The organism is Litorihabitans aurantiacus (assembly GCF_030161595.1).
Classification (GTDB): Bacteria; Actinomycetota; Actinomycetes; order Actinomycetales; family Beutenbergiaceae; genus Litorihabitans; species Litorihabitans aurantiacus.
Genome location: NZ_BSUM01000001.1, coordinates 749,850 through 772,547, shown reverse-complemented (window position 1 = coordinate 772,547; position 22,698 = coordinate 749,850). Strand labels below are relative to the sequence as shown.

The 22,698-nt window shown below is 72.8% G+C and carries 22 protein-coding genes; 8 read left to right on the top strand and 14 right to left on the bottom strand.

What is annotated here, in order from left to right; translation table 11 throughout:
* Positions 1-5: 5 nt before the first annotated feature.
* From gatB to QQK22_RS03580, 7 genes are all read right to left on the bottom strand, one after another.
* The gene (gatB, locus tag QQK22_RS03615) at positions 6-1,517 is read right to left on the bottom strand and encodes an Asp-tRNA(Asn)/Glu-tRNA(Gln) amidotransferase subunit GatB (RefSeq protein WP_284249490.1); all 1,512 of its coding nucleotides are present in this window, start codon (positions 1,515-1,517) and stop codon (positions 6-8) included.
* Positions 1,514-3,022: an Asp-tRNA(Asn)/Glu-tRNA(Gln) amidotransferase subunit GatA gene (gene gatA / locus QQK22_RS03610; protein ID WP_284249488.1), complete on the bottom strand. Its 1,509-nt coding sequence runs from the start codon at positions 3,020-3,022 to the stop codon at positions 1,514-1,516. The genes gatB and gatA overlap by 4 nt, the downstream gene beginning before the upstream one ends.
* On the bottom strand, positions 3,019-3,318 hold the full coding sequence (gatC, locus tag QQK22_RS03605; protein ID WP_284249484.1) for an Asp-tRNA(Asn)/Glu-tRNA(Gln) amidotransferase subunit GatC: 300 nt from the start codon (positions 3,316-3,318) through the stop codon (positions 3,019-3,021). Before gatC ends, gatA begins: the two co-directional genes overlap by 4 nt.
* Positions 3,319-3,359: 41 nt before the next feature.
* Positions 3,360-4,763: an outer membrane protein assembly factor BamB family protein gene (locus tag QQK22_RS03600; RefSeq protein ID WP_284249482.1), complete on the bottom strand. Its 1,404-nt coding sequence runs from the start codon at positions 4,761-4,763 to the stop codon at positions 3,360-3,362.
* Between the two features lie 69 nt (positions 4,764-4,832).
* On the bottom strand, positions 4,833-5,708 hold the full coding sequence (locus QQK22_RS03595; protein ID WP_284249480.1) for a 5-oxoprolinase subunit C family protein: 876 nt from the start codon (positions 5,706-5,708) through the stop codon (positions 4,833-4,835).
* Positions 5,705-7,069, bottom strand: a complete 1,365-nt coding sequence (gene pxpA / locus QQK22_RS18515; RefSeq protein ID WP_348525480.1) for a 5-oxoprolinase subunit PxpA — start codon at positions 7,067-7,069, stop codon at positions 5,705-5,707. The genes QQK22_RS03595 and pxpA overlap by 4 nt, the downstream gene beginning before the upstream one ends.
* Positions 7,070-7,071: 2 nt before the next feature.
* On the bottom strand, positions 7,072-7,491 hold the full coding sequence (locus QQK22_RS03580; protein WP_284249478.1) for a hypothetical protein: 420 nt from the start codon (positions 7,489-7,491) through the stop codon (positions 7,072-7,074).
* A 94-nt stretch (positions 7,492-7,585) separates the two neighbouring features.
* Here QQK22_RS03580 and QQK22_RS03575 point away from each other — a divergent pair, with 94 nt between their 5' ends.
* Positions 7,586-7,840 (top strand): hypothetical protein, encoded by a 255-nt coding sequence (locus tag QQK22_RS03575; RefSeq protein ID WP_284249475.1) that lies wholly within the window; start codon positions 7,586-7,588, stop codon positions 7,838-7,840.
* Between the two features lie 197 nt (positions 7,841-8,037).
* Positions 8,038-8,376, top strand: a complete 339-nt coding sequence (locus QQK22_RS03570; protein ID WP_284249461.1) for a hypothetical protein — start codon at positions 8,038-8,040, stop codon at positions 8,374-8,376.
* Between the two features lie 15 nt (positions 8,377-8,391).
* Here QQK22_RS03570 and QQK22_RS03565 read toward each other — a convergent pair whose 3' ends face one another.
* A complete protein-coding gene (locus QQK22_RS03565) occupies positions 8,392-9,501 on the bottom strand; it encodes a uroporphyrinogen decarboxylase/cobalamine-independent methonine synthase family protein (RefSeq protein ID WP_284249459.1) in 1,110 nt (369 codons plus the stop codon).
* Complete coding sequence (gene mnmA, locus QQK22_RS03560; RefSeq protein WP_284249457.1) at positions 9,498-10,673, bottom strand: tRNA 2-thiouridine(34) synthase MnmA; 1,176 nt, start codon at positions 10,671-10,673, stop codon at positions 9,498-9,500. The genes QQK22_RS03565 and mnmA overlap by 4 nt, the downstream gene beginning before the upstream one ends.
* 131 nt (positions 10,674-10,804) lie before the next feature.
* Here mnmA and QQK22_RS03555 point away from each other — a divergent pair, with 131 nt between their 5' ends.
* Both QQK22_RS03555 and QQK22_RS03550 read left to right on the top strand, forming a co-directional pair.
* Positions 10,805-12,115 (top strand): DUF4921 family protein, encoded by a 1,311-nt coding sequence (locus tag QQK22_RS03555; protein WP_284249454.1) that lies wholly within the window; start codon positions 10,805-10,807, stop codon positions 12,113-12,115.
* A gap of 50 nt (positions 12,116-12,165) precedes the next feature.
* On the top strand, positions 12,166-13,200 hold the full coding sequence (locus QQK22_RS03550) for an NAD-dependent epimerase/dehydratase family protein (protein WP_284249451.1): 1,035 nt from the start codon (positions 12,166-12,168) through the stop codon (positions 13,198-13,200).
* Positions 13,201-13,217: 17 nt separating this feature from the next.
* Here QQK22_RS03550 and QQK22_RS03545 read toward each other — a convergent pair whose 3' ends face one another.
* Positions 13,218-14,399, bottom strand: coding sequence for a cysteine desulfurase family protein (locus QQK22_RS03545; RefSeq protein ID WP_284249449.1), 1,182 nt, complete (start codon positions 14,397-14,399; stop codon positions 13,218-13,220).
* A 990-nt stretch (positions 14,400-15,389) separates the two neighbouring features.
* On the opposite strand from QQK22_RS03545, the gene QQK22_RS03540 reads away from it, so the two are divergent.
* The 4 genes from QQK22_RS03540 (at position 15,390) to QQK22_RS03525 (ending at position 17,564) form a co-directional block, all read left to right on the top strand.
* Positions 15,390-15,860, top strand: coding sequence for an AMIN-like domain-containing (lipo)protein (locus QQK22_RS03540; RefSeq protein WP_284249447.1), 471 nt, complete (start codon positions 15,390-15,392; stop codon positions 15,858-15,860).
* Positions 15,861-15,947: 87 nt separating this feature from the next.
* Positions 15,948-16,304, top strand: a complete 357-nt coding sequence (locus tag QQK22_RS03535) for an AbiV family abortive infection protein (protein WP_284249445.1) — start codon at positions 15,948-15,950, stop codon at positions 16,302-16,304.
* Positions 16,301-16,684 carry a hypothetical protein gene (locus tag QQK22_RS03530; RefSeq protein ID WP_284249444.1) on the top strand — a complete coding sequence of 128 codons (384 nt, stop codon included), beginning with the start codon at positions 16,301-16,303 and terminating at the stop codon, positions 16,682-16,684. Before QQK22_RS03535 ends, QQK22_RS03530 begins: the two co-directional genes overlap by 4 nt.
* Before the next feature lie 118 nt (positions 16,685-16,802).
* Positions 16,803-17,564 (top strand): hypothetical protein, encoded by a 762-nt coding sequence (locus QQK22_RS03525; protein WP_284249443.1) that lies wholly within the window; start codon positions 16,803-16,805, stop codon positions 17,562-17,564.
* A gap of 1,870 nt (positions 17,565-19,434) precedes the next feature.
* On the opposite strand, the gene QQK22_RS03520 is transcribed toward QQK22_RS03525, so the two are convergent.
* The 4 genes from QQK22_RS03520 to QQK22_RS03505 all read right to left on the bottom strand — a co-directional run bounded on the left by QQK22_RS03520 (position 19,435) and on the right by QQK22_RS03505 (position 22,698).
* Entirely contained in the window at positions 19,435-19,998 is a 564-nt protein-coding gene (locus tag QQK22_RS03520) for a hypothetical protein (protein ID WP_284249442.1), read from the bottom strand.
* Positions 19,999-20,523: 525 nt separating this feature from the next.
* Positions 20,524-20,943, bottom strand: a complete 420-nt coding sequence (gene arfB, locus QQK22_RS03515) for an alternative ribosome rescue aminoacyl-tRNA hydrolase ArfB (RefSeq protein ID WP_284249441.1) — start codon at positions 20,941-20,943, stop codon at positions 20,524-20,526.
* Positions 20,944-20,989: 46 nt separating this feature from the next.
* Positions 20,990-21,868, bottom strand: coding sequence for an electron transfer flavoprotein subunit alpha/FixB family protein (locus QQK22_RS03510; protein WP_284249439.1), 879 nt, complete (start codon positions 21,866-21,868; stop codon positions 20,990-20,992).
* Positions 21,865-22,698, bottom strand: a complete 834-nt coding sequence (locus QQK22_RS03505; protein ID WP_284249437.1) for an electron transfer flavoprotein subunit beta/FixA family protein — start codon at positions 22,696-22,698, stop codon at positions 21,865-21,867. The genes QQK22_RS03510 and QQK22_RS03505 overlap by 4 nt, the downstream gene beginning before the upstream one ends.

Sequence of the window (22,698 nt, the reverse complement as noted above, 5' to 3'; positions counted from 1 at the left end):
CCCGATCAGCCCTGGACCCGCTCGAGCACGAGCTCGCGCACGCGCCCGGCGTCGGCCTGGCCGCGCGTCGCCTTCATGACCGCGCCGATGACCGCACCGATCGGGCCGAGGTTGCCGCCCCGGATCTTCTCGGCGATGTCGGGCTGGGCCGAGAGCGCGGCGTCGATCGCCTCGAGCAGCGGGCCGTCGTCGGACACGATCTCGAGGCCGCGTGCGGCCGCGACCTGCTCGGGGTCGCCCTCCCCGGCCAGGACGCCGGTCAGCGCCTGGCGCGCGAGCTTGTCGTTGAGGCGCCCGGAGTCCACGAGCGCCTGGAGCTGCGCCACCTGGGTCGGCGTGATGCTCAGGTCCTCGAGCGCCACCTCGCCCGCGTTCGCGACGCGTGCGAGCTCACCCATCCACCACTTGCGGGCCGCGGCGGGGGTGGCCCCGGCGGTCACGGTCGCCTCGATGAGGTCGAGGGCGCCGGCGTTCACGACGTCGCGCATCTCGGCCTCCGCGAAGCCCCACTCGGCGTCGAGCCGACGACGGCGCGCGGCCGGCAGCTCCGGCAGCGTCGCGCGGATCTCCTCGACCCACTCGCGCGCGGGCGCGACGGGGACGAGGTCCGGCTCGGGGAAGTAGCGGTAGTCCTCCGCGTCGGACTTCACGCGGCCGGGGGAGGTGGTGGCGTCACTCTCGTGGAAGTGGCGCGTCTCCTGCACGACGGCGCCGCCGCCGTCGAGCACCGCGGCCTGCCGCGAGACCTCGTAGCGCACGGCGCGCTCGACGCTGCGGAAGGAGTTGACGTTCTTCGTCTCGGTGCGCGTGCCGAGCGGGCTGTCCGGCGTGGCGCGCAGCGAGAGGTTGACGTCGGCGCGCACGTTGCCGCGCTCCATCCGTGCCTCGGAGACGTCCAGCGCACGGAAGATGTCGCGCAGCGTGCGCACGTAGGCGGCCGCGACCTCGGGGGCGCGCGCGCCCGTGCCCGGGATCGGGCGCGTGACGATCTCCACCAGCGGGATGCCGGCGCGGTTGTAGTCCACGAGCGAGTACTCGGCGCCCTGGAGGCGACCGTCGTGCCCGCCGACGTGGGTGTTCTTGCCCGCGTCCTCCTCCATGTGGGCGCGCTCGATCTCCACGCGCACGACCTCGCCGTCGGCCAGCTCGACGTCCAGCCAGCCGTCGAAGGCGATCGGCTCGTCGTACTGCGACGTCTGGAAGTTCTTCGGCACGTCCGGGTAGAAGTAGTTCTTCCGGGCGAAGCGGCACAGCGGCGCGATCGAGCAGTTCAGCGCGAGGCCGATCTTGATCGCGGACTCCACCGCCTTGCGGTTGACCGCCGGCAGCGCACCGGGCAGGCCGAGCGAGACCGGCGTGACCTGCGTGTTCGGCTCTGCGCCGAAGGTGACGGGCGCGCCGTCGAACATCTTGGTGGTGGTGCCGAGCTCGACGTGCACCTCGATGCCGAGGACGGGGTCGTAGCGGCGCACGGCCTCGTCGAAGTCGACCAGCGCGGTGGTGGTACGGGCGCTCATCGGTGGACCTCCGGGATGCGGGCGAGGAGATCGCCCTGGGACGAGCGGACGTGGTGCTCGATCGCCGCGCCGACGCGGTAGAGCCGGTCATCGGCGCGGGCCGGGGCGAGCACCTGGACGCCGATGGGGAGGCCGGCGTCGTCGAGCCCGTTGGGGACCGAGATGCCGGGCACGCCCGCGAGGTTGGCGGGGATGGTGGCGACGTCGTTGAGGTACATCGCCAGCGGGTCGTCGAGCTTCTCGCCGAGCTTGAACGCCGTGGTGGGGGCGGTCGGCGAGACGAGCACGTCGACCTGCTCGTAGGCGGCGGCGAAGTCGCGCTGGATCAGCGTGCGAACCTTCTGCGCGCTGCCGTAGTAGGCGTCGTAGTAGCCGGCCGAGAGCGCGTAGGTGCCGAGGATGATGCGGCGCTTGACCTCGGCGCCGAAGCCCTGACCGCGTGTGGCGGCCATGACGCGCTCGGCGGTCACGGGGCCCTCGCTCGGCTCGACGCGCAGGCCGAACCGCATGCCGTCGAACTTCGCCAGGTTGCTGGACGCCTCGGCCGGGAGGATCAGGTAGTAGGCGGCGAGCGCCGCCTCGAAGGACGGGCAGGACACCTCGACGACCTCGGCGCCGGCGGCCTCGAGCTCGCGCACGCTGCGCGCGAACGCCTCGCTGACCTCGCGCTGGTAGCCCTCACCCGCGAGCTCCTTCACGACGCCGACGCGCACGCCGGTGAGGTCGCCCGAGGCGCCCAGGCGCGCGGCGTCGGCGTAGCCCGTGGCCGGCTGCGGCAGCGAGGTGGAGTCGCGCGGGTCGTGCCCGCCGATGACCTCGTGCAGCAGGGCGGCGTCGAGCACGGTGCGCGCGCACGGGCCGGCCTGGTCGAGGCTGCTCGCGAGCGCCACGAGGCCGTAGCGCGAGACGGAGCCGTAGGTCGGCTTGACGCCGACCGTGCCGGTGACCGCGGCGGGCTGGCGGATCGAGCCGCCCGTGTCGGTGCCGATCGAGAGCGGGGCCTCGAAGGCCGCGAGCGCCGCGGCACTGCCGCCGCCGGATCCGCCCGGGATGCGGGTGAGGTCCCACGGGTTGCGCGTGGGGCCGTAGCCGGAGTGCTCCGTGCTGGAGCCCATCGCGAACTCGTCCATGTTGGTCTTGCCGAGCATCGGCAGACCGGCGGCGCGGAGCTTCTCCACGAGCGTGGCGTCGTAGGGCGGGATCCAGCCCTCGAGCATGCGGGAGCCGGCGGTCGTGGGCGTGCCGCGCGTGACGACGACGTCCTTGACGGCGATCGGGACGCCGGCCAGCTCGTGCAGGTCGGTGCCGGCGGCGCGGGCGTCGTCGACGGCGCGTGCCTGGGCGAGGGTGTCGGCGGCGTCGACGTGCAGGAAGGCGTGGACGTCGCCGTCGACCTCCGCGATGCGGTCGAGGTGCGCCTGCGCGACCTCGACGGCGGAGACGTCGCCGGTGCTCAGCAGCGCGGCGAGGTCGGCGGCGGTGGTGCGGGTGAGGTTCGCGCTCACGCCTCCTCCCCCAGGATCTGCGGGACGAGGAACTTGCCGTCCTGCGACGCGGGTGCCGAGGCGAGCACCTCGTCGCGGTCCACGACGTCGGACACGACGTCCTCCCGGTAGACGTTCGTCAGCGGGATCGGGTGGCTGGTCGCGGGGACGTCGTCGGTCGCGATCGCGCTGACCTTCTCGACGGCCTGCGCGATGACCTCGAGCTCGCCCGCGAACCGCGTCAGCTCGTCGGGGGTGAGGTCGATCCGCGCGAGCGCCGCGAGGCGCGCGACTTCCTCGGAGTTGAACGTGGGCATGGCCCCGAGTCTAGAGGGGGTGCGGGGCGCTCGGTCGTCGCTCAGTCGTCGCTCAGTCGTCGCTCAGTCGTCGAGGACGGCGTGCAGGCGGCCGTTCTCGATGTCGGCGACGGCGATGCCGCGGCCGCCGAGGCCGACCAGGTCGACGCGACGCTCCCCCGGGTCGCGAGGACCTCCTCGCCCGTGACGACATCAAGGGCCCAGAGGCGACGGTCGTCGGCGACCCTGTCGCCGATCTGCGGTTCGCGCGCCGAGACGGTGAGGAGCTCGCCGCTCGGGTTGGCCGCGAGGTCCGGCGACCACCCGTCCGGCACCGAGAAGTCGCGCGACCACACCGGATCACCCGTGACGGCGTCGACCGCCGTCACCTCCGGTGTGCCCTCGGTGGTGAGAATCGCGCGGTCATAGCGCGCGAGGACGAGGCCCTCCTCCACGAGGGTCTCACCGGTCCCGACGTCAAGCGCCGGCTGGGGTCCGTCCGCGCACGAGACGTCGACCCGCCCCGACCCGACATGGACGAACTCGACCCGATCGGTGCACGGCGCGGTCCGCCAGAGCTCGGCGTCGGCGGCGATGTCGTACGCCACCACCTCGCGCCCGTCATGCACCACCACGGTCGCACCGACGTGGTCGAGACCCGGCTTCTCGTTCGCCTCGCGGCGGAGGACGACCTCCCCGGAGTCGACGTCGAGCACGACCACCGAGCCGCTCCGGTCGCGGAAGTCCGCCGGATCAGGCGTCGAGACGAGCCCGAGCGCGTACTCGGACAGGACGGACGGGACTCGGGTCGTGCCGATGCGGCACTCCCCCGGCCCCAGGGACTCACCCTCGGTGCGCCAGACCTCGGCACCGGTGCGCGCGTCGAGCCCCACCACGACCAGCCACGCGCCAGGCGGCGTGAACCACGCCTCGGAACCCTGGACAGGGGGATGCACGCAACCGGAGAAGGCGACGACGTCGTCGGTCGCCCCCACCGTGGCGACCGACGTCGCGGCAAGTCCGCCGTCCTCGGAGGAGCCGCCGGCCACGATCGACGCGATGTCGCTGCCCAGGAGCTCGACAGTCTCGCGCCCCCCGGCGTCCCACCCCAGGAGCGCCACCTCGTCGGTGTGCACCCCGTCCTCGGCAGGCCGGCTCGCCCCCACCCCCGAGCCGTCCGGGCGCAGCCACAGGACCTCATGCACATCCGGCGAAGCCAGGAGCTCACCCGTGCTGCGGTCGATCACCCGGGTCCCACCGTGCCCGGTCAGCGCCACGGCGTCGCCGGCACGCGCGGCGAACTTCAGCCCGCCGAAACCCTCGAGATCGAGGTCCTCCGCGGTCGCCGTCCACGCGACGTCGCCCGCCACGAGCGCGGTCTGCCGCTGCCACAGCATCACGCCCCCGACCACGACGGCCGCCGCCGTCACCCACCCCGCCCACCGCACCGCCGTCGCCCTCTGCATCCGCCGAGGCTAGGTGGGTCGGCGTACGCGTGGGGAAGTGGATCCGGGCCGCCGACGGGTGCCGCGGCGTCAGGTCGGACGTGGCACGAGGCGGACGCGGGTCCCGGGCCGCAGCTGCGCCAGGCGGTCGAGCGCGTCGCGCGTCAGCACCGCGAGCACCGGGTAGCCGCCCGTGAGCGGGTGGTCCGGTCCCATGACCACGGGGCTGCCCGACGGCGGGACCTGCACCGCACCCGGCACCAGCCCCTCCGACGGCAGCTCGGCAGCCCCCGCACGGTCCGGGGCCGCGCCGAGCAGGCGGACCGCGACGCGGTCGCTCTCCTGACTCACGGTGAACACGTGCTCCGCCAGCGCCTCGAACGCGCCCTGCACGAACATCTCCGGACGCGGGCCCGGCCGCACGTCGAGGGCGACGGCGGCGTCCGTGCCGCCACGGCCCACGGCACCGCCGAGGTCCGTCCCCGGCGGCGGCCGCAGCGGCCCCGCCACCTCCTGTCCCACCGCGAGCACGTCCCCGACCGCGAGCGGCGCCGGACCGAGCCCGGCCAGCGTGTCGCGCGAGCGTGACCCGAGCACGCGCGGGACGTCGAACCCGCCGCGCACCGCGACGTAGCGCCGCAGCCCCTCGCGCGGCGCGCCGATCGTGAGCGCGCGCCCGGGCAGCAGCGTGAACGGTCGCCCGGACGCGACCGCGAGCGCGTCGACCAGCACGTCACCCTCGGCGCCGGTCACCGCCAGCACGCACGCGCGGCGCGCCCGCAGCACCAGCGGCCCCAGCAGCTGCTCGATCGTCGCGGCGCCCGGGGCGTTGCCGAGCACGGCGTTCGCGGCCAGGTGCGCCCCGACGTCAAACGCGCCCGACGGCGTCACACCCCACCGCGCGTACCCCGGCCGCCCCAAGTCGGTCAGGATTCCGAGGCCCGCAATCCGCTCGACGGCGATCACGCGCGCCCCCGCCGCCGGGCCGTGAGGTCGACGAACCGCACGCGGTCGCCCGGCTCGATCAGGGCGGGCGTTTCCCGCTCGAGGTCGAACAGCACCGCGTCGGTCCGGCCCAGCAGGTTCCAGCCGCCGGGGCTCGCGCGCGGGTAGACGGCCGTCATCCCGGCGGCGACCGCGACCGAGCCCGCCGGAACGCGGGTGCGGGGCACGTCCAGCCGCGGCGTCGCGAGGGCGGGGTCGAGCCCCTCGAGGTAGCAGAAGCCCGGGGCGAAGCCGGCGAACGCCGCCGTGTACGTCGCACCGGTCTGCCGCCGGATCACCTCGTCCACCCCCAGGCCCGCGAGGTCCGCGACGCGGGCGAGGTCCTGTCCGTCGTAGACGACCTCGATCACGACCTCGCGTCCCCCGCCCGGCCCGACGTCGGCGGCGGGCTCGTCCTTCTCGGCCAGCTCTGCCGCCAGGTCCAGCGCCTCCGCCGGCTCCGCGCACCGGACCAGCAGCGTACGAGCGGCGGGGACGACGTCGAGCACGCCTTCCCGACCCCGCAGCTGTTCCGCGAGCACGTGCGCGACCGCGGCGGACGCGACGTCGACGAGCACGTCCCGCTCGCCGTAGCAGCGGCTACGCATCGGCGTCGGGCTCGACGAACGCGCGCAGCGCCACCCCGCCGCCGCGAGCCCGTCCCGCGCGGCGCGCGCGAGCGCGAGCGCGTCGGGCGAGTCGCCGTGCACGCAGATCGTCCGCGCCCGCTCCGCGAGCGCCGGCACGCGCGCGGCGATCTCCGCCGGTTCCGTCAGCAGCGCCCCTGGCTCGCCGCGCGGCAGCAGCGTGCCGTCGGCGGCGTACCCGCGATCGGCGAACGCCTCGGCGGCGAACGGCACCCCGCGTTCAGCGGCGAGGCGTGCCAGCACGGACCCCGGCAGCCCGAGCACCGGCAGGGTCTCGGGCAGCGCCCGCTCGGCGACCTCGAGCACGAGGCGAGCCACGCCGTCGTCGACCATCGCGACGTTGTACAGCGCGCCGTGCGCCTTGAGGAAGCGCACGCGCGTCCCGACGGCGCGCGCGTGCGTCTCGAGGTCGCGCACCTGCGCCAGCACCTGGGCGAGCAGGAGGTCGGGGGCGACGTCGAGCCGGCGCCGACCGAAACCCTCGCGGTCGACGTAGGAGGGGTGGGCGCCGACGACGACGCCGCGCGCGTGCGCCAGGCGCACCGCCTCGCGCATGGAGGCGGCGTCGCCGCGGTGACCGCCGCACGCGATCGAGGTGCTCGTGACGACCTCCAGGATCGCGGCGTCGTCGCCCACACCCTCGCCGAGGTCGGCGTTGAGGTCGACGGTGACGGCCGAGGAAGCGCTCGCGGCCACGGTCAGCCTGCCGCGTCCGCCTGCACCAGCAGGGCGAGCAGCGCCTGGGCGTAGGCGTCGACGGGGGTCGCGGCGGAGTAGGCGTCGTCCTCCCCGGTCACGGCGTCGACGACGTGCACGACGTAGGCGGCGTCGTCCCGCGTGAGCGCGATGAAGGTCTGGCCGAGCAGCTCGCGCAGCTGGTCCTCGCGCGGGAGCCACAGCGTGTCCTCGACGGCGACGGAGTCCAGCGCCCACTCGGTGGTGCCGTTGAAGCCGAGCACCTGACCGCTGGGGTAGGTGTGCACCTCGATCGTCAGCTCGGAGACGGCGAAGGACTCCCCCTCGAACGCCTCCCCCGGGATCGTGAAGGTGTCTCCGGAGCGGGGCTGCCAGCGCAGACCGGCACCGGCGAGCTCCTGGGCGAGGGCGATCGCGATCATTTCGCCAGTATGCCTCGGCGGGTCTCGCGGGCCACGGGTGGGGTGGTTCGCCGACACCCGGGCGCGGCGAGTGGCCCGAGACTAGGCTCCGAGCATGTCGCAGCTCGGGTGGCGCTGGGCGAACGACGCCGCACCGGCCCTCGACGCGCTCGGGGACTGCCGGGTCGGTGACCTCGACTGCCCGGTGGCGCCGGAGATACGGCAGGCGCTCCTCGACCCGCTGCTGCTGGCGGCCGGAGCGTTCTCGCTCGCCGTCGGTGCGCTCGTGGACGCTCGTCGCCGGCCCGCTCTCGCATCGCTCATGATCGCGGGGGCGATCGTGCTGGTGACGATGGTCGTGACCGGATGAGCGGGCAGTCGCCCTCCGGGCCGTACGGGCAGCAGCGCGGGCCGGCACCGCGCGCCGCCGGCCCCGGGCCGCGACCGGCGCCGTCGCGGCCGTCACCGGGACCGCCGCGCCCGGCTCAGGCCCGGTCGACGGCGGAGCCCGCCTCTCCCCGCCGACAAGACCTCCGCGTTCCGCCCCAGGGTTCCACTCCGACCGCCGTGGTCCCGGTCTCGGCGGACACGCGTCCGGCACCGTTCGGCCTGCTCGTGGCCCCGGGCGTCTTCCTGATGATGATGAGTGTCGTCGTCCCGTTCCTGCTCGGGGTGCTCACCCTCAAGGCCACCTACCCCGACGCGATCGACCCGGTCTGGTCGTTCGTGGTCCCTGCGGCGACCCTCGTGCTGACGTTCGGCTTCGCCGCACGTGTCATCGCGAACGGTGGGAGCCGACGTCGCCCGGTGCGCGCGCTCGTCCACCTGGTGCTCGGGTGCGGGGTGCTCGCGATGGCGGTGTCGCTGACGGTCGAGGCGACCGGGATCGTGTTCGTGCGGTTCTGAGGAGGCCAGGGGCTCCTACGCCACGAGCTCCGCGAGCGCCAGCGCCGTCCGTGCGGTGTCGCGCAGCGTGTCCGCGGCGGCCGACGGCGTGAGCATCCCCAGTCCGGGCCGCGGGGCGAGGGTGAACGAGAGGTCCGCCGTCGGCAGGCCGATCGCCCGCCACGGGGTCAGCACGGCACGCGCCGCGGCGCCGGGGTCCGGGCGGGCGTCCGACCGGCGGTGCGGCACCGAGGCCGCCCACACGCGCCGCCCGGACTCGACCGCCTCAGCCAGCGCCTCCCAGCCCGCGGGGTCGAGGGCGGTGACGTCGGTGGCCAGGGCGTGCGGGGCCGCGGCCGAGGCGACCGCGATCGCCGCGGCGTCGGGCGGCACGACCAGTACGCAGGGGTGAGGCGCGCACGCCTGGACCAGGCGTCCCAGCTGGGCGCTGACCCAGGACGACTCGGGCGGACGCAACCGTCCTGAGCCGGTGAACGTCGCGATGCGGCCGGACACCACGTCCGCCAGGAGCGGCTCGTGCACCAGGACCGTGTCGGACAGGGCCTCCGGCGAGACTGCCGCGGGCCCGGAATCACCGGAATCGCGCGGGTCCGGCACCGCGTCTGCTCCGGCCAGCGCCCCCGCCGCCGCACGCGAGCCGCTCACGGCGAACGCCACCGCCTCCAGGTGCCGCCCCAGCCCCACACCGAGCGACTCCACGACGTCGGCGGTCGCCCCCGCGTCGTCGACCACGCGCTCCCCCACGCCCAGCCACACCGACGCCGCGAGGGAGAACGGCCCCAGCACGGGCGCCGCGAGCGGTCCGTCGTAGCCGGCGGCGGCGAGAGCGAACGACTCCACGTCCGCCGCGAGCACCCGTTCGGCCCGCACCAGCTCGGCCGACGGCGCCCCCGCCAGCCGCCACCCGTGCGGTTCGAGCGCCGCCGGCATCGCCTCGAGCAGCGCGAGCGTCCGACCGATCGGCGCCGCCCACGGCCCGCGCGCCGGCAGCACCGCCAGGTGCGGGAGCCCGTCGACGCCCGACGGCGCGGCCGCCAGCACCTCGAGGATCGCCTGGTGCGCGGCGAACGCGTCGTGCTCGTCCCGGCCGGGCCACGCGCCCAGCCCCGAGATTGTGAGGGTCACGCCGGGGCGCCAGCGCCGAGCGGTGCTGCGGCACGCCCGTGCTCGAGTGCACGCCGCCCGGTCAGCGCGACCGTCGCCTGCCCGAGCACGCGGTCGCCGTCGTACACCACGACGCTCTGGCCCGGCGCGAGCCCGCGCAGCGGCGCGTGCAGCCGCACCAGCAGCTCGGGCTCCTCGCCGTCGGCGCCGGGCGCGACCCGGATCGTCGCCGCCTGCGGCTCGCCGTGCGCGCGCACCTGCACGGTCACCTCGGTCTCGGTGTCCGCGGGGACGTCCGGCGCCAGCCACACCACGCCGCGCCCGACGACGTCGCGCACCGACAGCAGCTCGTCCGGCCCCACGATCACGCGGTTCGCCTCGGTGTCGACCTCGAGCACGTACCGCGGCCGGCCGTCGGCAGCCGGGCGCGGCAGCTGCAGCCCCTTGCGCTGGCCCACCGTGAACGCGTACGCACCGTCGTGCGCCCCGATGACGTCGCCCGCGTCGTCCACGATCTCGCCCGGACGCGAGCCGAGGTGGGAGCGCAGGAAGCCCTGGGTGTCGCCGTCGGCCACGAAGCAGATGTCGTAGGAGTCGGGCTTGGCGCTGACGCTCAGGCCGCGCGCGGCCGCCTCGGCGCGCACCTGCTCCTTGGAGGCGACGTCGCCGAGCGGGAACAGCGAGCGTGCGAGACGCTCGGCGCCCATCACCGCCAGCACGTACGACTGGTCCTTCAGCGGGTCGAGGCTGCGGTGCAGCGACGGGGCGCCCACGCCGTCACCGCCGCCCGGACCGCCGCGCGAGATGCGCGCGTAGTGCCCGGTCGCGACGGCGTCGAACCCCAGCGCGATCCCCCGGTCCAGGAGCGCCGAGAACTTGATGTGCTCGTTGCAGCGCACGCACGGGTTGGGCGTGCGACCGGCGGCGTACTCGGACACGAAGTCGGCCACGACGGTCTCGGTGAACTCCTCCGACAGGTCCCACACGTAGTACGGGATGCCGAGCACGTCCGCGGCCCGGCGCGCGTCCGAGGCGTCCTCGAGCGAGCAGCAGCCGCGGCTGCCGTTGCGGTGCTGCGCGCGACTGCGCGAGAGCGCCATGTGCACGCCGACGACGTCGTGCCCCGCGTCCACGGCGCGCGCGGCGGCGACGGCGGAGTCGACTCCTCCGGACAGGGCGGCCAGCACTCGCATGGTCGCCAGTCTACGAACGCGCCCGTGCGCGTGGCCCTCGTCACGCGCACCCGCGAATCGTTGTGACCTTGTGACCGCCCCCGGGGCACCGGCGAGCCCTCCCACGCCTCGTGCGCTGGAATCCTTGAGGCATGGCCCACCCCCTCGTCCGGCTCGCCGACGGCACCGTCCGTCAGGTCGGTCCGCTCACCGGGACGCAGGTGTGGACCATCCCCGGTCGCTCGCACCGGCCGCTGCCGGTCCACTCCGGCGACGGCGCCCCGCCCGCCCCCGAGGACCCCGAGCACGCCGACGACCTGTGCGCCTTCTGCCCCGCGCGCTACCTCGAGACCACGCCCGAGAAGTCGCGCCTCGTCCGTCGCGGGCAGGAGGTGCTCGTCTCGGAGCGCCGCTCGGCCCCGCGCCTGTCCGACGACGTCGCCGACGTCCGCCGGTTCGCCAACCTCTTCGAGATCGTCCCCGCCGCCTCCTGGCGCACGAACCACGGGTTCGTCGCGCCCGCCGACGTCGCGGCGTGGGCGCGCGACTACCTGGCCGACCCGGTCGGCCGCGAGCACGTCCTCGCCCTGACGGCCGCCCGCGAGGCCGCCGGCGGGGTGCTGGCGCCCGCGGCCGGCGACGAGGCCGCCCTCGCGCGCGTGACCGAGGACTTCATGGCGGGCTCGCACGACGTCGTCGTCGCCCGCCGCCACCTGCGCGCCGACGCCCGCACGACGGCGGACCTCGCCGCCGCCGGCACGCTCACCCCGCTCGAGCACGCCGACTTCATCGACTTCACGGTCGAGGCGCTGCGCGACACCTACGCCCGCCAGCCCGCGGCCCGCTACGTCTCGGTGTTCCAGAACTGGCTGCGCGCCGCCGGTGCGACGTTCGACCACCTGCACAAGCAGCTCGTCGGCATCGACGCCCACGGCCCGCAGACCCAGCGCGAGATCGCGATGCTGCGCGAGGAGCCCGACCTGTACAACCGGGCGGTCATCGACCTGGTGCGCGCGGACCAGCTGGTGATCGCGAGCAACGACGGCGCGGTCGCCGTCGCCGGGGTCGGCCACCGCCACCCCAGCATCGAGATCTACTCCACCGCCCCGGTCCAGCTGCCGTGGGAGCACGACGCCGCGCAGCGCCGCGCCGTGTCCGACCTCCTGCACGCGATGCACGCCGCGACCGGGCCGCAGGTGGCCACGAACGAGGAGTGGCACCACCGGCCGCCCGACGTCGTCGAGCCGATGCCCTGGCGCATCGTGCTGAAGTGGCGGCTGCAGGTGCCGGCGGGGTTCGAGGGTGGCACCAAGATCTACGTCAACACGATCGACCCCTGGGCGATCAAGCAGCGGATGACGCAGGAGCTGCTCGCGCTGCGCGAGAGTGGCGCGATCGCCCCGCTGCGCATCGGCACCGAGTGCTCGCCCGACGACGCCGACCTTCGCTACGCCCGCGGCTGAGCGGCGACGCCGCAGCCCAACCCGTCCCCGACCCGTGAAAAACTGAGGCCATGCGCATCGTCCTCGTCGGAGCCACCGGCAACATCGGCACCGCCCTCCTGCGCGCGGCCGCCGACCGCAGCAGCGTCACCCACGTCGACGCCGTCTCGCGCCGCGGTGCCGGCCGCCTGACCACGCCGGGCCCGGTCGCCGTCGCCCACCACGCCCTGGACGCGGCCGCCCCGGCCGGCACGGAGGACGCCGAGCGGCTGGCCGAGCTCGCGAGCGGTGCCGATGCCGTCGTGCACCTCGCGTGGTCGAGCGCCCGTTCCGCCTCACGCGCGACGGCGGCGAACGTCGCCCTCAGCCGCGGCGTGCTGCGCGCGGCCCGCGGCGCCCGCCAGCTCGTCGTGGGGTCGTGCGCGAGCGTGTACTCGGCCTCCTACACGCAGGACGCGCGCGACGAGGACTGGGCCACCGACGGCCTCACCGGCGTCGCGCTGTCGCAGGACAAGGTGGGCCACGAGCACCTGGCCGACGAGTTCGAGCGGCGCCACCCCGGCGTCGTGGTGACGCGGGTGCGACCGGCGCTCGTGCTGCAGGAGTCCGCGGGGGCCGAGCTGGCGCGACGCCACCTCGGGCCGCTCGCGCTCGGTCTCGGCCGCGCCGTGCCCACGCTGCTGTGGCCCGAGGGGCTGCGGCTGCAGGTCGCTCACGCCGACGACGTCGCCGCTACCTTCCTCGCCGCGATCGAGCGCCGCGCCCCGGGTGCCTACAACATCGCCTCGCCGCAGGTGCTGCACGCGGGCGACGTCGCCCAGGCGATCGGTGCGCACCGGACCGTGACGATCTCGCCGGCGCTCGCGCAGACCGGGCACGACGTCGCGTGGTGGACCCGCACGGTGCGCGCGCGTCCGGACTGGCTCGACGTGCTGCGCGCCGTGCCGGTCCTGGACTCGAGTCGCGCGCACGATCTACTCGGGGTCAGGCCCCGGTGGGACGGCTCGGACGTGCTGCGGGCGGCCGCGCGCGGTATCGCCGACCGCCGCGAGGGCTGGACGCCCGCGCTGTCGCGCCGGCGCGAGCCGGGTCCGACGCACCTCTGAGGCCGAGCGGCGTCCCGTCAGCGACGGGCCAGCCCCGCCACCGCACGCGCCCGCGCCACCGCCTCGGGCAGCACCACCAGCACGCGCTCGACGTCGGCCGCGGTGCTGGTCCGACCCAGCGTCAGCCGCAGCACCCCGCGGGCAGCCACCTCGTCGTCGCCCGCCGCGAGCAGCACGTGCGAGGGCTGGGTCACCCCGGCGACGCACGCCGCCCCGGCCGAGGCGGCGACCCCGGCGCTGTCGAGCGCGAACAGCAGCGCGTCGACGTCGACCCCAGCGATCGACAGGTGCACGTGCCCGGGCAGCCGCCCGTCCCCCGCCGGACCGTTAAGCCGGGCGCCGTCGAGTCGCGCGAGCGCGCCTTCCGCGAGAGCGTCCCGCAACCCGGTCAGCCGCTCGCGCTCGGCGGCCAGACCCGCGACCGAGTGCTCGACCGCGACGGCGAGCGCGGCCGCGAGCGCCACCGGCACCGTTCCCGAGCGCACGCCCCGTTCCTGGCCACTGCCCAGCACGATCGGCGCCAGCGGCAGGGTGCGCTGCGCGATCAGCGCCCCGATCCCGGCGGGCGCCCCGAGCTTGTGCCCGGAGAGGCTGAGCGCGTCGAGCCCGCTGGCGCCGAAGTCGAGCGGTACGTGCCCCACGGCCTGCACCGCGTCGGAGTGGACCGCGACGGCGTTCCCGCCGTACCGGCGCACGAGCGCCACCACGTCCTCGACCGGCTGGATCGCACCCGTCTCGTTGTTCGCCCACATCACGCTGACCAGGCTCGTGCGCGCGGCGTGCGCCGCGAGGTCGGCCTCGAGCGCGCCGAGGTCGAGCACGCCGTCGCGCTCGACGCCGATCGCTGCGTGCTCCGCGCCCTCCCCCACGAGCGTGTGCGCCGCCTCAAGCACGGCGTGGTGCTCGACGGCGGAGGTCACCACGCGCGTCCGGCCCCAGTTCGCGGCGCGCGCGGCCCGGTGGGCACCGACGACGCCGAGCGTGTCCGCCTCACAGCCGTTACCGGTCAGGATCACCTCGGCGCTCTCGGCGCCGAGCGCGGCGGCGATCCGCTCGCGCGAGGTCTCGAGACTGGCGCGGGCGCGGCGGCCGTCGGCGTGCAGCGAGGACGGGTTGCCGAGGACCTGCGCCTCGCGGGCGAACGCCTCGAGCGCCTCGGGCAGCACCGGGGTGGTCGCCGCGTGGTCGAGGTAGGTCACCGGCCCAGTCTAGGAAGGGGGCACCCGACACACCGAGGCTACGAGCCCCGCCACCCGGCTCAGGCGGATGCATCGACTAGGCCAGCCACCTCACTCAACCCCATCCCCGCGTCCGGTTCGCGGACAAGCGGTCCGCTGACATATCAGACCGCCACCCCAGAAACCGCTAATTAATAGTGCGGTATCTCGATGGCGGTCGTCGGGGCGGATAGCGCTGCGCGGCACGGAACTACCCGCGAGGACGTGGTGCACGCGATGGTGGATCACCTGCCTCTACGTGCCGGAGTTCGACGACCCCCGGGGTCGGTGGTGCGGGTCGCCCCGACCTGTACGTGGGTCCGCCGGTCCAGCGCGGGAGCGCGCTGATCGAAGTGATGACCGAGCGGATTCCCCCGCGAACCGTGGTCAACGCCGGCACACCCTCGGCAGCCCCATCCGCGACCAACGCGGAGCACGCGGACGCGCACTCGCACTACGCGAAACCGCACGAACCGGCGGCGACCTCGCCGCCACCATCAGAGCCGGCCTACGCCCGATCGATCAGCTCCAAGACCCCTCTGGTACACGGCCGAGGAGGACAACACCCCAGGGGGGAACCACATGAAGGACGCACGTACCCGCCGCCGGCTGTTCGGCCGGCGCTTCACCACCGGGCCCGCGACCGGCACCCCCTCCCCCGCTCACACCGGAGTCGATCGAGCCGCCGGCACCGGGCCTGTCGGCGGACGAGCTCACTCCCACGCGCGCGCAGTAAGACTGATGACGAACCGAACCCGCGCGAGAGGCCCTGTCCTGGTCGGGACGCTGATGCTGGCGTTGGCTGCATGCACACCCACCCCTGCCCCCGATCCCACCAGCCCCACCTCGAGCACCGGTACGAAAACACCGGCCCCACCGCCGAAGAGTCCACACCTGCGGAGCCAACCACCACGCCCGCTGAGTCCTCCTCCGTGACTACGGAGGGATGCGTGCCCGGCGTTGGATGACAGCGTGGACGTCGACTTCATCGACCTCAACTTCCCCGACGCCCCAGAGCTACAGCAGCGCCCCGCAGAGTCGCCCTCCATGCTGTTCGAAGCCTTCGACTCCTCCGTCTGTCCGGACGGGTCACATCGAGTCGTCGTCACCCTCGCCCCCCAGGCCGATGATGCTCCCGGTGAGCTGGGCCTGTGGGCCGAACGAACCGACTCCGCAGCGCTGGAAACAGGCGAGACGGTCGATCTTGCCGGCGACTCGATCCTGACCATCTCGCTGAACGGGGTGGCCTGGATTCCCGATGATGATGTGACCCCCGAGACGCCCGAAACACCCATCGACGAAGGAGGCGCCTTCACGGGTGCTCTATGGTCCGGCCCCACCGGCGGCTCAGCCGCCCTCCTACTCGGCTTGGGCGAGGCCAGCCAGTTCCGCGCCTTCACCCTCACCGACCCCTACCGCGTCGTCATCGACGTCCGACCCTGACCTCTGACCGCACACGATCGTTTCCGGCAACCAAAGGTAAACAGCTCGAAGTACTGTTCGGTCGGCTAGTGGATCGAGAATGGCTCCATGGCAGCCTCAGAACCGGAGTACGTCACAGCGACCTTTGCGCGCACGTGGTGGAAGGCGCTTATGGGCAACACCGTAGCGCTGATTGAGGACGCTGCAACGCTCGCGGCACAGGGCAGCAACGGCCGCGCGCACTCGCTGCTTGTTCTCGCGATGGAGGAGCTCGCGAAGGCGCGATGGCTGTACGAGGCCAGCGAGTGGGAGTGGTGCAAACCCCTGGGCCTATACGCTATTCCCCCTAGCCCGGCCGGCGACGTCATGGTGCCCGAGGGGCTGCGCAGCGCTCGCCGACCTCACGCCGAGAAGTTGAGGGTCGCCGAGCAGTTCGCCTCAGGGCTGGGGGCTTCTGGGACATGAGCCGGCGCGCCGAGTACTACGAACCGCCCGACGCCGCCTCGTTCGAAGCAACCGCCAGCCAACGCAACCGCGACAAGCAAGCCGGCTTCTACGTCGACCGGGCAGGTTCATCTATCACTACTCCGCTCGAGATCACCGCTGACGGCGTCCCGGAGAGCCTCGGGTGGATCGCCCAGGTTGTCGAGATGCACCTGATCGAGGACCACACCCGGCAGCAGGACACTCCCGACGCCTCGCTGATCGACTCAGTCCAAGACCTCCACTGGGTGATGCTTCAGTACGCCCACCCTGCGGAGTTCGCCGGGTTCATGGACCAACTGACTGAAGACCCCAACGCGGACAGGGACGGAAACGGGGAGCCAACGTCCCCGACAACGTGAACTGCGCACTCCTGCAGGCCGCACCTCCGCACCCGGCCCGCCCCCGGTGACCCAACCGGACCCGGCAGTCATCGGGCACGGGGCAGACGGGCTCGTCACACGTGCGAGGATCGCGAACGTGAAGTTTTTCCCCAGGCTCCTGGCCCTCAGCGTCCTCCCACTTCCGCTCATGGCGTGCGGCGTCGATGCTGATACGGCTGAACCTTCGATTGACCCCGTGGATCCCGCAGCAACCGCCGAAGGCGGAGACGAAGACACGTTTGCCGATCGACTCGGACGGTCACTCAACGCAGAGCGGACCTTCGAGTTCGAGGTCGAGATGACCTCGCCAGGCACGAACCCTGTGCAGCTGATGAACGGCCGTGTCGACTCCTCCACCGAGCCGGTAGAGCTCGACGTCTCGCTCGATGACTCGGGCGACCCCACCAAACCGACGGTGACCCGGTCTGTCGATGGTGTCGTGTACTTCGGCGTCGGCGACAGCCGCGGCAAGTATTACATCATCGACCCCGCGGAGGGCTCCCCGTGGGGTAGCGCCGACGAACTCCTCGCCGCGGCCGACCCCTTAAACCTCTGGTCCGACGCCCTGACCGCGATCACCAGGGCTCGCTACCTCGGTATCGAGAACGTCGACGGCATGGACCTTGGCCGGTACTCCGCAACCTTCGACCTGAGACAGATACTCCCGGACGAAGATCTGGGCACCCTGCCCGCCTTCTACGAGATCAACGCCGACTTCTGGTTCGACGAGGACAACCATCTACGTATCGTTGAACGGGACCTCTGGGGCGACCTCGAGGTGACGACACTGCACTCTTGGGGTGCAGCCTTCGAAATCGTTCCACCCGGAGCCGACGAGCTACTCCTGGCTCATTGGTAGCCGAAAGATGCGCTCTCACGAGTTAGACGCACCTGCGCGCTAGCCGATCGACCCGTCGACCCGTCGAGCGCCACCGACCTCCACGGTCTCGTCACCGTTGAACTCCTCCATGGAATCGCCGACGAACGGTTCGTGGTCCACCGGTCAAGCCTGCGGGGTCGCTGAACCGCAAGCATCTACCCACGGAACGGTAGAGCCTCACCACCATGGCGGCCGAAAACGGTCGTTTCCGAACGCCTCCAGGTGCTGCGGTCAGCCGGTGCGATGGGGCGATGGGGCGATGGGGCGATGAGGCGATGAGGCGATGAGGCGATGAGGCGATGAGGCGATGAGATGCTCCCGGTGCGGGTGCGGATGCCCCGAGCTCGGTTCGGCTCAACCCAGTTCGACGGTGAGGCCGACGACTGGACCAAAGTCGCCGTGCACGTGATCTACCGGTATGAGCACTACCGCACCGGCAGGGCGTGAGCGTGGCTCGCCCCCGGTCACGCACCGCCAAAGAAGGGCTATAGTTTGGCCATGCGACGCCTAAAACACTGCCTGATCGTTGTCGCGACGCTTGCGGCGGTTGCGGGATGCGGGAGCCTGAGGGGCGAATCTTTGGCAAGGGAAAGCGCTCTGGTCGAGGTTGCATTCAAGCACGAAGGTGCGGTTGAGTGTGTCGACGCGCTCGATTTCGAAGCAACAAGAGGCGGAAATGCTAGCAGTCTCTTCGATCAGTGTTTCGATCTAAGTTTCGCGTCGGGCGTCCCCGAGGGGACTAAGGTGTCGGACGTTTCTTATCCAGACGGGTGGGGATGGGTGACGTCGATAACAAGTTTTAGCGCGTCCTACAAGGCGTCAGTGACTACCACGGGGGTTGGTCATGCGCCAGATATAACAAACTTAAAGGTTGTCGCTGCCTCCTGTTTCTCCATTACTATCACCGACAGCGAACCTCCTGCATTCCGAGACGAAGAGTGCGGACCGCTAGCCGATATTGTCGATGGATTCCCAGATTCGCGGGTCGATCCGTCGATCGCGGAGGTTATCGACGTGATCGAGAGGACTCGGGCGGCCGATTAAGCGCCCGGCCCGCGTGAGCCTAGCGACGAATGGCGGCGCCGGTTTGCACCCCCGCCCGGCCAGTGCGGTAGTGCTCCTCCCGCCGACCTTTCTGACGCGGCCGAGTAGGTCGATTTGTTGCCGTCACCCTCCCGTGAACATACGGGTCGGTGCGACGTGACCACGGCAGTTCGCTATCGGCGGGTTCGGAGGAAGGGGTACACGCTACAAGCGGGAGAGCTAGGGCGGCTACGGCCACTAGAGAGCGTCGTCGCATTCTCAGATAGTGCCATCTACTCATCGGCACCGCGCGCTAGAAGCGGGCTGCGCGCCAACCTCTACTACCGGTGATCTGTTACGGACGTCCGCCGGCGTGTCTCACGGCGCCGAGGGACGTGCGCAAACGGTCGTTTGCGGGCACTTGTCCCGGGCGCTCACGCGCCACGCGCGTTTACCCGCCGCCCGGAGCCCAGGCGGTCATGTACTACGGCCTGCGCGGCGGGGCGCCGCGCCGCTCGCGACGACGCTGCACCACGACGCTTGCTGCCCCGCCCGCTCCTGCAACAGCTTGACCTGCGCCGAAGACGAGCTGAACCCAGTCGGTCCCATCCGGTCCGTCGCCGACGGCCTGTATGACGACCTGTAGCGCGCCTAGAAGCGATAAAACGATCATGACCACGAGGAAGAAGGTCGCTCGCCCGCTCCACGGCCACTCGCGCTGCTCGCTCACCCACACACCCTGCCGCATCCTGCCCTCACCCGCACGGCGAACTGTTCGATAACGACCGTTTGTGTCCACTTGCACTCGGTCGCGGGTCCTTCACCGTCAGGGGGCGCACGGTCGGTCCTGGCCGAGGAGGGTCCCATCCTCGGCTCGGGCCTCGATCTGTGGTCTGCGCCCTGTCCATACAAACGGGACTTCGCCGTGCCACGGGACGATCACCTGACGGCCGCTGATCGACACCGTAGCCACCTCGGCGCTGACCTTTACCGAGGTGAAGTAGACCCACCGCCCGGTAGGCCGAAAAACGCTCCTTACCCCGGTGTCCCGGGCCATACCCGTGTGCGAGGTCGCGATGTGGGAACTCAAGCCCAGCTCGGGCGGCAGGCCTACGTCAAGACGTGCCGGGCGATACTGGAGGCGGTGCTCAGCAGCGTTCGACCCCGTCTCGCCGCAGATCATCGACCACGACCCGTCGCGGCGCGCTAGTACCCATGAATCGATGACAGTGCGGCCCACGCTCCGGCGCGCGAACATCGTGACGGCGTAGTTTCCCGCCACGTCAACAGCCATAGCGAGGTGCCGGCAGCTGCGGCTCAGCGACGCCCGCGGCGCCAGCGTGCCGGTCTCGATCAACCGAAGGCTTTCAGCCAGAGCGTCGTAGGCCATCTGCTCAACTTACGCACGGACAGTCGTCCGACGCCCGTCGTTTTGGTCGGTTCGCTAGCGTTCGAAGTTTCCCTTGCTGGGGCGGCGGGCGAGCTGTCGGACTCGCAGCAGTACGAGTGCCGTCAGTACGCCGGCCACGAGCGGGCCTGAGAACCACCGTTCCCACCCTTCATCCCCAGCGTTGAGGACGGCGAGGTCGTAGACCCCTAGAACGATCAGCACTCCGGGGAAGATCCACGTCCATCGCGGTGGGCCTGGAGAGGTTGCCGGCTCGTTCTCGGGGAGGGGCTGCACCGTCACAGTCTCTCGGACGATCCCCAACTCTGCTCGCTAAGTGTCGTGAGTAGCCAAGTTGGAGGTGCTCTACAGCTGGACGTATTCGGTCGGTTCCGGACGTCCGCTTGCGACAGCCGACACGCCGACGCGCTTTCGTCCACAACTCGTGTGCGGAACTCATCACTCCACAACGCCGAGCGCGACGAGTTCCGGACGCCCAAAGATGGCCATGCCCCCGCCGAGGAGGTGCTACCAGTCGCCGCGGCCGCCCACCCTGCCTCGGTTGCGCTTCACCGCACCGCGCTGCTTCTTGCCGGCCAGGCGCCGCTCCTGCGAGCCGCGCGTGGCCCGGGTCGCCCGACGGCGGGGGCCGGGCGGCCGTGCCGCCTCGGCCAGGATGGCGGTCATCCGCTCGTGGGCGGCCCGCCGGTTGGACAGCTGCGCGCGGTTCTCGCTCGCGGTGACGGTGAGCACGCCGTCGACCAGGCGCGGCGCCAGGCGGGCGAGCAGCCGCTCCCGCAACGGCTCCGGGAGCGCCGTCGTGCGGGCGACGTTGAGGCGCAGCTCGACACGGCTGTCCGTGATGTTGACGCCCTGGCCGCCCGGTCCCGACGAGCGGGAGAACCGCTCCAGCAGCTCACCGCCCGGGATGACGACAGTGGCGGTCACACGCAGGTCGTCGGTCACGGTCGTCGGCGGGGTCGAGGCGGGAGGGTCAGCGCGCCCGGCGCGCGGCCAGCTCGGCGCTCGCCTGGCGCAGCACGTCGGCGGCATCGCCCTGAATCGCGAGGTCGGCGATCTCCATGAGCGGCGCGTCGGCGTCCTGGTTGATCGCGACGACCACCTCCGAGGCCTGCATCCCCAGCCGGTGATGCGGCGCGCCCGAGATGCCGGCACCGATGTAGAGGCGCGGCGAGATCATCGTGCCGGTCTGGCCGACCATCGTCTCGTGGCCGATCCACCCCTCCTCCACGATGTCGCGCGTCGCGCCGACGGCACCGCCCAGCGCGTCCGCGAGCTCCTGCACCGGGGTCAGGTCGCCCTCGAGCCCGCGCCCGGCTGCCACGACCACGGTCGCCTCGGCGAGCGAGGGCCGGCCGTCGCCGTCGTGGTGCGTGCGCCCGAGCACCTCGACGTCGCGCCCGGCGACCGCGGCGGGCGGCAGCACCGTCACCTCGACGTCAGTCTCCGGCGCGGGCGCCGGCTTCGCGATCACGATGGCGGGTCCGGTCACCGCGCACGTCACGTCCCACGTGCCGCCCAGCTCGCGCTTGTGGCCGAGGAGGCGCTCGCCGTCGCGCTCGACCGCGTGCGCGTCAACTACGATCCCGGCGCCGCGCGCGTGCGCCACCAGCGCCGCCAGCTCCTTGGCGGGGTGGGAGGAGGCGAGCACGAGCACCTCGGCCGCGCCGTCGCCATCGGCCTCCAGGTGCGCCACGAGCGCCGCCGCCTGCTGCGCCGAGGTCCACGCGGCGTCGACCGCCACGACCCGCACGTCCTCGCCCGCCCCGGCCGCGAAGGCCGCGAGCGCCGCGACGCGTCCGGCGTCCACGGCACCGTCGGTCACCGTCACGGCCACCGTCACCGCGCTCATGCCGACACCTCCACGAGGCCGCGCTCGGTCAGGAAGTCGACGAGCGCCACGCCCGCCGCGCCGGTGTCCGTGACGATCCGGGCCGGTGGCCGCGCCGGTCGTTCCTGCGCGGTCGCGACGACGGCGCGCGCCCCGGCCGCGCCGACGTCGCCCTCGTCCAGGCCCAGGTCGGCGACGGTCAGGGTTCGCAGCGTCGCGCTTCGCGCGGCGAGCATCGTGGGGAAGCTCGGGACGCGCAGGGCCGCGATGGTGTCGGTGACGCCGACGACGGCGGGCAGCGACGTGCGCAGCTCCTCGCGGCCGTGGTCGGTGGCGCGCGTGACGGTGACGGTGGCGCCGACGCCGTCACCACCCTCCCCCGCCGTCACCTCGACGGTGCCCGCGTAGGAGGCCACCGGCCACCCCAGCTCGGCGGCCACGAGCGCCGGGACGACGGACCCGAGACCGTCGAGCGAGGACATACCCGCGACGACGAGCGCCACGGGGTCGGTCGGGTCCTCGTCGTCGAGGAGACTGATCGCCCGGGCGAGCACGCGCGCGGTGACGACGGCGTCGGAGCCGGCCAGCGCGTCGTCGCACACGTGGACCCCGAGCGCGGCACCCACCTGGAGCGCCTTGCGGGCGGCGGCCGAGGCCTGCTCCGGGCCCATCGTGACGGCGACGACGCGTGCGCCCAGGGCGTCGGCCGCGCGCAGCGCCGTCTCGAGGCCGCCCTCGTCCAGCTCGTTGAGCACCGCCGCCTCGGGGGTGCGCTCGAGGCGACCCTCGGCGTCGAGCCCCCGCTCGGACGTGATGTCTGGCACCTGCTTGACGAGGACGACGACGCGCAT